We start from the raw sequence: 6332 nt of genomic DNA, 5'->3' as shown, positions 1-6332 counted from the left end.
CAAGGTGGGCGACGACTACGTGGTGGTGCTCAACGAGGAGGGGATCCCCCGCCTGCGCGTCAACGCCCTCTACCGCTCGCTCCTGCGCCGCTCGGGCGACGAGGCGCGGCTCTATGTCGAGCAGAAGCTGCGCTCGGCCGTGTGGCTCATCAAGAGCGTCGAGCAGCGCCAGCGCACGCTGCGGAAGGTGACGCAGAGCCTGGTTAAGTTCCAGCGCGATTTCCTCGACCGGGGCGTGGCCCACCTGAGGCCTCTGGCGCTCCGGGACGTGGGCGAGGATATCGGCATGCACGAGTCCACCATCAGCCGCGTGACCACCAACAAGTACGTGGAGACGCCGCAGGGGCTCTTCGAGCTCAAGTACTTCTTCCACAGCGGCATTGCCTCGGACTCCGGGGAGATGGTCTCCTCCGTCTCCGTCAAGAAGAACATCCGGGATCTCGTGGCCGCCGAGGACGGGGGCAAGCCGCTGTCGGACCAGGAGATCGCCCAAGTCCTGCGCGGACAGGGCCTCACCATCGCGCGGCGCACGGTAGCCAAGTACCGGGAGGAGCTCGGCATTCTCCCCTCGCACCAGCGGCGGCTCCAACCCAAGAAGCGCTGAGGGGAGCATGCCTGCCGAGCAATCGGCCGCGTCCGTCCCCGCTCCTCGCTTCGTCATCATCACGGGCATGTCGGGAGCGGGGCGCAGCTACGCCATCAAGTGCCTCGAGGACTTGGGATATTTCTGCGTGGACAACCTGCCCACCACCCTGATCCCGACCTTCGCGGAGCTCTGCGAGCACTCGAGCCGCGATATCCGGATGATTGCCCTGGGGGTGGACATCCGCGAGGGCGAGTATCTCGCCCACCTCATGGAGACGCTCGACAAGCTCCGGGCCCAGGGGCACAAGCCCGAGGTGCTCTTCCTCGAAGCGGGGGAGGAGACCCTGGTGCGGCGCTACCAGGAGACACGGCGCCGCCACCCCCTGGCCGGCGAGGGCGGCGTGCTCGAAGGCATCCGCGCCGAGCGGAAGGCCCTGGCCCACCTGCGCGGGGTCGCCGACCGCATCCTCGACACCACCGGGCTCTCCGTCCACCAGCTCAAGGACCGGCTCGTGGAGGCCTATGGTCCGCACGGGACGCGCGACGGGCTGACGGTCTCGCTCATGTCCTTCGGCTTCAAGCACGGCGCGCCGTACGATGCCGATCTCGTCTTCGACGTGCGCTTCCTGCCCAACCCGCACTTCGTGGCGGCCCTCAAGCCGCTGGACGGCCGAGATGAGCCCGTGGCCCAATACGTGCTGTCCTTCGAGGAGGCGCGGCAGCTCCTCGCCAAGCTCGAGGATCTGCTCCGCTTCCTCGTCCCCCTGTACCAGCGCGAGGGCAAGGCCTACCTCACCGTCGCCATCGGCTGCACGGGGGGCCGCCACCGCTCGGTCACGCTCGTCGAGTCCCTGCGCCGGGCGCTCGAGGCCACGGGTGCCGCGCCCGTGGTCCGGCACCGGGACATCGATCGTGAGTGAGGACCTCCGCTTCCTCTTCGGCGTTCACAATCATCAGCCCGTCGGCAACTTCGACTCGGTCGTCCTGGAGGCGGCCGCCCAGGCCTATCATCCCTTCCTCGAAGCGGCGGGGGCCGTCGAGGGCATGGTGGTGGCCGTCCACTGCTCGGGCGGCCTGCTCGCCTTTCTGCGGGAGCGGGCGACGGCGACCTTCGATCTGCTGGGACGGCTCGCGGCCGAGGGACGTGTCGAGCTCCTGACGGGGGGGTTCTACGAGCCCATCCTGGCCATGCTGCCCGATGAGGACAAGGTCGGGCAGATCCAGGCCCTGACCGAGTTCCTCCGCGCCAATTTCGGGGCGCGCGCGCGGGGGGTGTGGCTGGCCGAGCGCGTGTGGGAGCCCCAGCTCCCGCGCATCCTCCGTCGCGCCGGCGTGGAGTTCGTCGTGCTCGACGACGCCCACTTCGCCCTGGCCGGGCTCGAGCCCGAGTCCCTGGGCGGCTACTACCTGACCGAGGAGCAGGGCGATCGGCTCGCCGTCTTTCCCATCAGCCAGCGCCTCCGTTACCTCGTGCCCTTCTCCCCACCCGAAGACGCCCTCGGCTACCTCGAGTCACGGCGCGGCGCGGGAGCGCTGACCCTGTTCGACGACGGCGAGAAGTTCGGGGTGTGGCCGGGCACGCACCATCTCGCCTACGGAGAGCGCTGGCTCCCGAGATTCTTCGAGGCGCTGGTGGCCGCGCCGCGGCTCCAGATGTCGACCTTTTCCGGATGGCTCGACGCGGCGCCCCCGGCCGGCCGCGTCTACCTGCCCACGGCCTCCTACACGGAAATGGGCGAGTGGGCGCTGCCCGCGGCGGCCGCGCAGGAGCTCGAAGAGACACGTCGCCGGCTGGAGGCGCTGCCCGACGGCCCTCGTCTGGCGCGGCTGCTGCGCGGCGGCTTCTGGCGCAACTTTCTCGTGAAGTATCCGGAGATGGGCGATGCCTATGGAATCATGCTCGCCCTGTCGCGCCGTCTCCACGAGGCGCTGCGGGCTCGCCCGGACGACCCGCGCCTGCAGGCCGCGCGAGAGGATCTCTGGCGCAGCCAGGCCAATGACGCCTACTGGCACGGCGTTTTCGGCGGCTGCTATCTGCCCCACCTCCGCCGCGCCGTGAGGAGCGCGCTGGTGGCGGCGGAGCGCCGGCTGGACGAGGCGGCGGCGAGGAGGGCCGTGGAGTGGGCGCGCGAGGACATCGACGGCGACGGGCGCGAGGAGATCCGCGTGCGCACCCGGGAGCTCGCGGTCACCCTCCGCCCCGAGGCGGGGGGGACGGTGAGCGAGCTCGCCTTTCGCCCTCTCGATCTCGACGTGGCGGCCGTCTTCACGCGGCGGCCGGAGGCCTATCACGGCCTCGTCAAGGACAGGCTGGAGGCGGCGGACATCACCGGGGCCAAAACCATCCACGCGGCGCCCACGGTCAAGGAGGAGGGTCTTCAGAGGCTCCTTGATTATGATCCCTGGCGCCGCGCTTCGCTGATGGATGGGTTCTTTTCCTCCGCCGAGGCGCCCGACCCGCTCAACCCATGGTCCGGGGCCCGGCTCGCCCTCGGAGAGCGGGCATTCCACGCGCGGGTGTTCTCCACGGAGACAGCCTTCGAAGCGGCCCTCGATCTCGAAGCGCCCGACGGCCTGCCCCTTCGCGTGGAGAAGCGCGTCACCATCGGCGCATCGCTCGCGGAGGTGCGCGCGGAATACCGGCTTTACTGGCACGGCGAAGACCCGCTCGAGGGGCGATGGGCCGTCCAGCTCAATCTCACCCTCACCGCGGGAGACGCCGAGGGGCGTTACTACGGCGCCCCCGACAGACCGTCGCTGGGCTCGCGCGGCGCGCTCGACGGCGCGGTGGCCCTCACCCTCGTGGACGAGTGGATAGGCGGCGAGATCGCCCTCCAGTGGTCTCCGGGTGGGCATGTCGGCTGGGCGCCCATCGAGACGGTGTCGCTTTCCGAGAGCGGCTTCGAGCGCATTTACCAGGGCTCGGCGTTGCTCCTGAGTTGGCCCGTGACCTTGGCGAAGGGAAGCTCGTGGGGGGGCTTCGTCACCATCGCGCCGAGCGTGCGGCCGCGGGGAGCTCCCCGTGGCGCGCGCGGGTCGGCCTGACGACGGCATTTCGCTTGAGCGCTGTCGGGGACCATGCTAACCTCGCGTGAGTACGTCCGAATCCGGGCGGACGAAGTAGTCACCACTGCCCCCGGGCAGTGACCAAATTGACGGGAGGACGACGATGGCGCGTGAGGAATATCTGTTCACCTCGGAGTCGGTGACCGAGGGACATCCCGATAAGATCGCTGATCAGATCTCGGACGCCGTGCTCGACGCGATCCTGAGGCAGGATCCCACCGGGCGCGTGGCCTGCGAGACCCTGCTCACGACGGGCCTCGTGGTGGTGGCGGGTGAGATCACGACCTCCTGCTACGTGGACATCCCGAAGATCGCCCGCGAGACCATCAAGGGCGTCGGATATACGCGGGCCAAGTTCGGCTTCGATTTCGAAACCTGCGGCGTCATCACGGCCATCGACGAGCAGTCCAGCGACATCGCCATGGGCGTGGACAAGCTGGGCGCGGGCGATCAGGGGCTCATGTTCGGCTATGCCTGCACGGAGACCGAGGAGCTGATGCCGCTGCCCATCATGCTGGCGCACAAGCTGGTGCAGCGGCTCTCCCAGGTGCGCCGCAGCGGCGCCCTCGACTACCTCCGCCCCGACGGCAAGAGCCAGGTGTCGGTGCGCTATGCCGACGGCAAGCCCGTGAGCGTGGAGACGGTGGTCATCTCCACCCAGCACGGTCCCGACGCGAGCCTCGAGAAGATCAGGAAGGACATCATCGAGCACGTCGTCCTGCCCACCGTACCCAAGCACCTGATCGATCCCAAGAAGGTCACGTACCACATCAATCCGACGGGGCGTTTCGTCACCGGCGGACCCATGGGCGACACGGGCCTCACGGGACGCAAGATCATCGTGGACACCTATGGCGGCTCCTGCCCGCACGGCGGGGGCGCGTTTTCCGGCAAGGACCCGACGAAGGTGGACCGATCGGCATGCTACATGGCGCGGCACGTGGCCAAGAACATCGTGGCGGCGGGGCTGGCCGAGCGCGCGCAGGTGCAGGTCGCCTATGCCATCGGGGTCGCCGAGCCCGTGTCCGTCATGGTCGAGACCTTCGGCACGGGCAAGGTGACGAATGCCAAGCTCGAACAGATGGTCCGTCGTCACTTCGACTTCACCCCCATCGGCATCATCAAGTACCTGGACCTTCGGCGGCCGATCTATCACAAGACGGCGGCCTTCGGCCACTTCGGCCGGACCGAGCCCGAGTTCACCTGGGAGCAAACCAACCGGGTCAAGGACCTGCGGGACGACGCGGGCATCTGAGCCCGCGCCGAGACACGATCAGACGGCCCCACGTCCGGCGCGCGAGCCGGCGTGGGGCCGCGGCTTGACCGGGGTTCGCCTTCGCCACGATCGACAGGACGAAAGGAAGACGGCATGACCGAGCACGACGTGAAGGATCTCTCCCTCGCCGCGGCGGGGAAGCTGAAGATCGAGTGGGCCGAGCAATCCATGCCCGTGCTGCGCCAGGTGCGCGAGCGCTTCACCAAGGAGCAGCCGCTGAAGGGGATACGCCTCGGCGCCTGCCTGCACGTGACGACGGAGACGGCCGTGCTCATGATGACGCTCAAGGCCGGGGGCGCCCAGGTCGCCCTGTGCGCCTCCAACCCGCTCTCGACCCAGGACGACACCGCGGCCGCCCTCGTCAAGGAATACGGCATCCCCGTCTTCGCCCAGAAGGGCGAGGACAACAAGCGCTACTACAGCCACCTCGAGGCCGTCCTCAAGACGGGGCCGCAGGTGACCATGGACGATGGCGCCGACCTCATCTCCCAGCTCCATGGCGAGAGCAATGTGAGCAAGGGCCTCGCCAAGAACGTGATCGGGGGCACCGAAGAGACGACCACGGGGGTCATCCGATTGCGGGCCATGGAGAAGGAGGGGGTGCTGGCCTTCCCCGTCATCGCCGTCAATGACGCTGACACCAAGCATCTCTTCGACAATCGTTACGGCACCGGCCAGTCCACCATCGACGGCATCCTGCGGGCGACCAATGTGCTGCTCGCGGGCAAGATCGTGGTGGTCGCAGGCTACGGCATGTGCGGGCGGGGCGTGGCCTCGCGCGCCCATGGCATGGGCGCCCATGTCGTGGTCACGGAGACCGCGCCCATGCGCGCGCTCGAGGCCGTGATGGACGGCTACCCCGTCATGCCCATGGCGCGCGCCGCCGAGGTGGGTGACATCTTCGTCACCGTCACCGGCAACATGGCGGTCATCCGGCAGGAGCACTTCGTCAAGATGAAGGACGGCGCCATCGTCGCCAATTCGGGCCACTTCAACGTGGAGATCGACCTCGCGGCTCTCGGCGCCCTCGCCCAGTCCCGGCGCTCCGTGCGGCCATTCGTGGAGGAGTTCAGCCTCCGGGGCGGCAAGCGCGTCTATGTCCTCGGGGAGGGCCGGCTCATCAACCTGGCCGCGGCCGAGGGACACCCGGCCACCGTCATGGACATGAGCTTCGCCAACCAGGCCCTCTCCGCCGAGTACATGGTCAAGCACGGCCGCAGCCTGGAGAAGAAAGTTTACGGGGTGCCGAGGGACATCGATCTCGAGATCGCCCGGCTGAAGCTGGCCTCCATGGACGTGCAGATCGACGAGCTGACGCCCGCCCAGGAGGAGTACCTGTCCTCCTGGACTCACGGCACTTAACGCCGGTCCTTTTCGACAGCGTGGCTCCCGGGATTTCCCTCAT

5 protein-coding genes are annotated in these 6332 nt (G+C 68.5%); all 5 read left to right on the top strand.

The annotated features are described in order from the left end of the window. Positions 1-604: RNA polymerase sigma-54 factor (locus tag VGT00_10550; protein ID HEV8531845.1), on the top strand; the 604-nt coding region annotated here is incomplete at its 5' end. 7 nt (positions 605-611) lie between these two features. Beyond that, complete coding sequence (gene rapZ / locus VGT00_10545; GenBank protein ID HEV8531844.1) at positions 612-1505, top strand: RNase adapter RapZ; 894 nt, start codon at positions 612-614, stop codon at positions 1503-1505. Next, positions 1498-3630, top strand: a complete 2133-nt coding sequence (locus tag VGT00_10540) for an alpha-amylase/4-alpha-glucanotransferase domain-containing protein (GenBank protein ID HEV8531843.1) — start codon at positions 1498-1500, stop codon at positions 3628-3630. Before rapZ ends, VGT00_10540 begins: the two co-directional genes overlap by 8 nt. A 124-nt stretch (positions 3631-3754) precedes the next feature. Further along, a complete protein-coding gene (metK, locus tag VGT00_10535; GenBank protein ID HEV8531842.1) occupies positions 3755-4906 on the top strand; it encodes a methionine adenosyltransferase in 1152 nt (383 codons plus the stop codon). A 114-nt stretch (positions 4907-5020) separates the two neighbouring features. Next, positions 5021-6289, top strand: a complete 1269-nt coding sequence (gene ahcY, locus VGT00_10530) for an adenosylhomocysteinase (protein HEV8531841.1) — start codon at positions 5021-5023, stop codon at positions 6287-6289. Positions 6290-6332: the final 43 nt, after the last annotated feature.

Source organism: Candidatus Methylomirabilota bacterium, from assembly GCA_036002485.1.
Taxonomy (GTDB): domain Bacteria; phylum Methylomirabilota; class Methylomirabilia; order Rokubacteriales; family CSP1-6; genus AR37.
The sequence above is the reverse complement of the archived record's forward strand: the minus strand, read 5'-3'. Positions and strand labels throughout refer to the sequence as shown.

Coding starts and splice junctions, on each gene's coding strand:
- rapZ (HEV8531844.1), top strand. CDS start 612: ATGCCTGCCGAGCAATCGGCCGCGTCCGTCCCCGCTCCTCGCTTCGTC.
- ahcY (HEV8531841.1), top strand. CDS start 5,021: ATGACCGAGCACGACGTGAAGGATCTCTCCCTCGCCGCGGCGGGGAAG.
- metK (HEV8531842.1), top strand. CDS start 3,755: ATGGCGCGTGAGGAATATCTGTTCACCTCGGAGTCGGTGACCGAGGGA.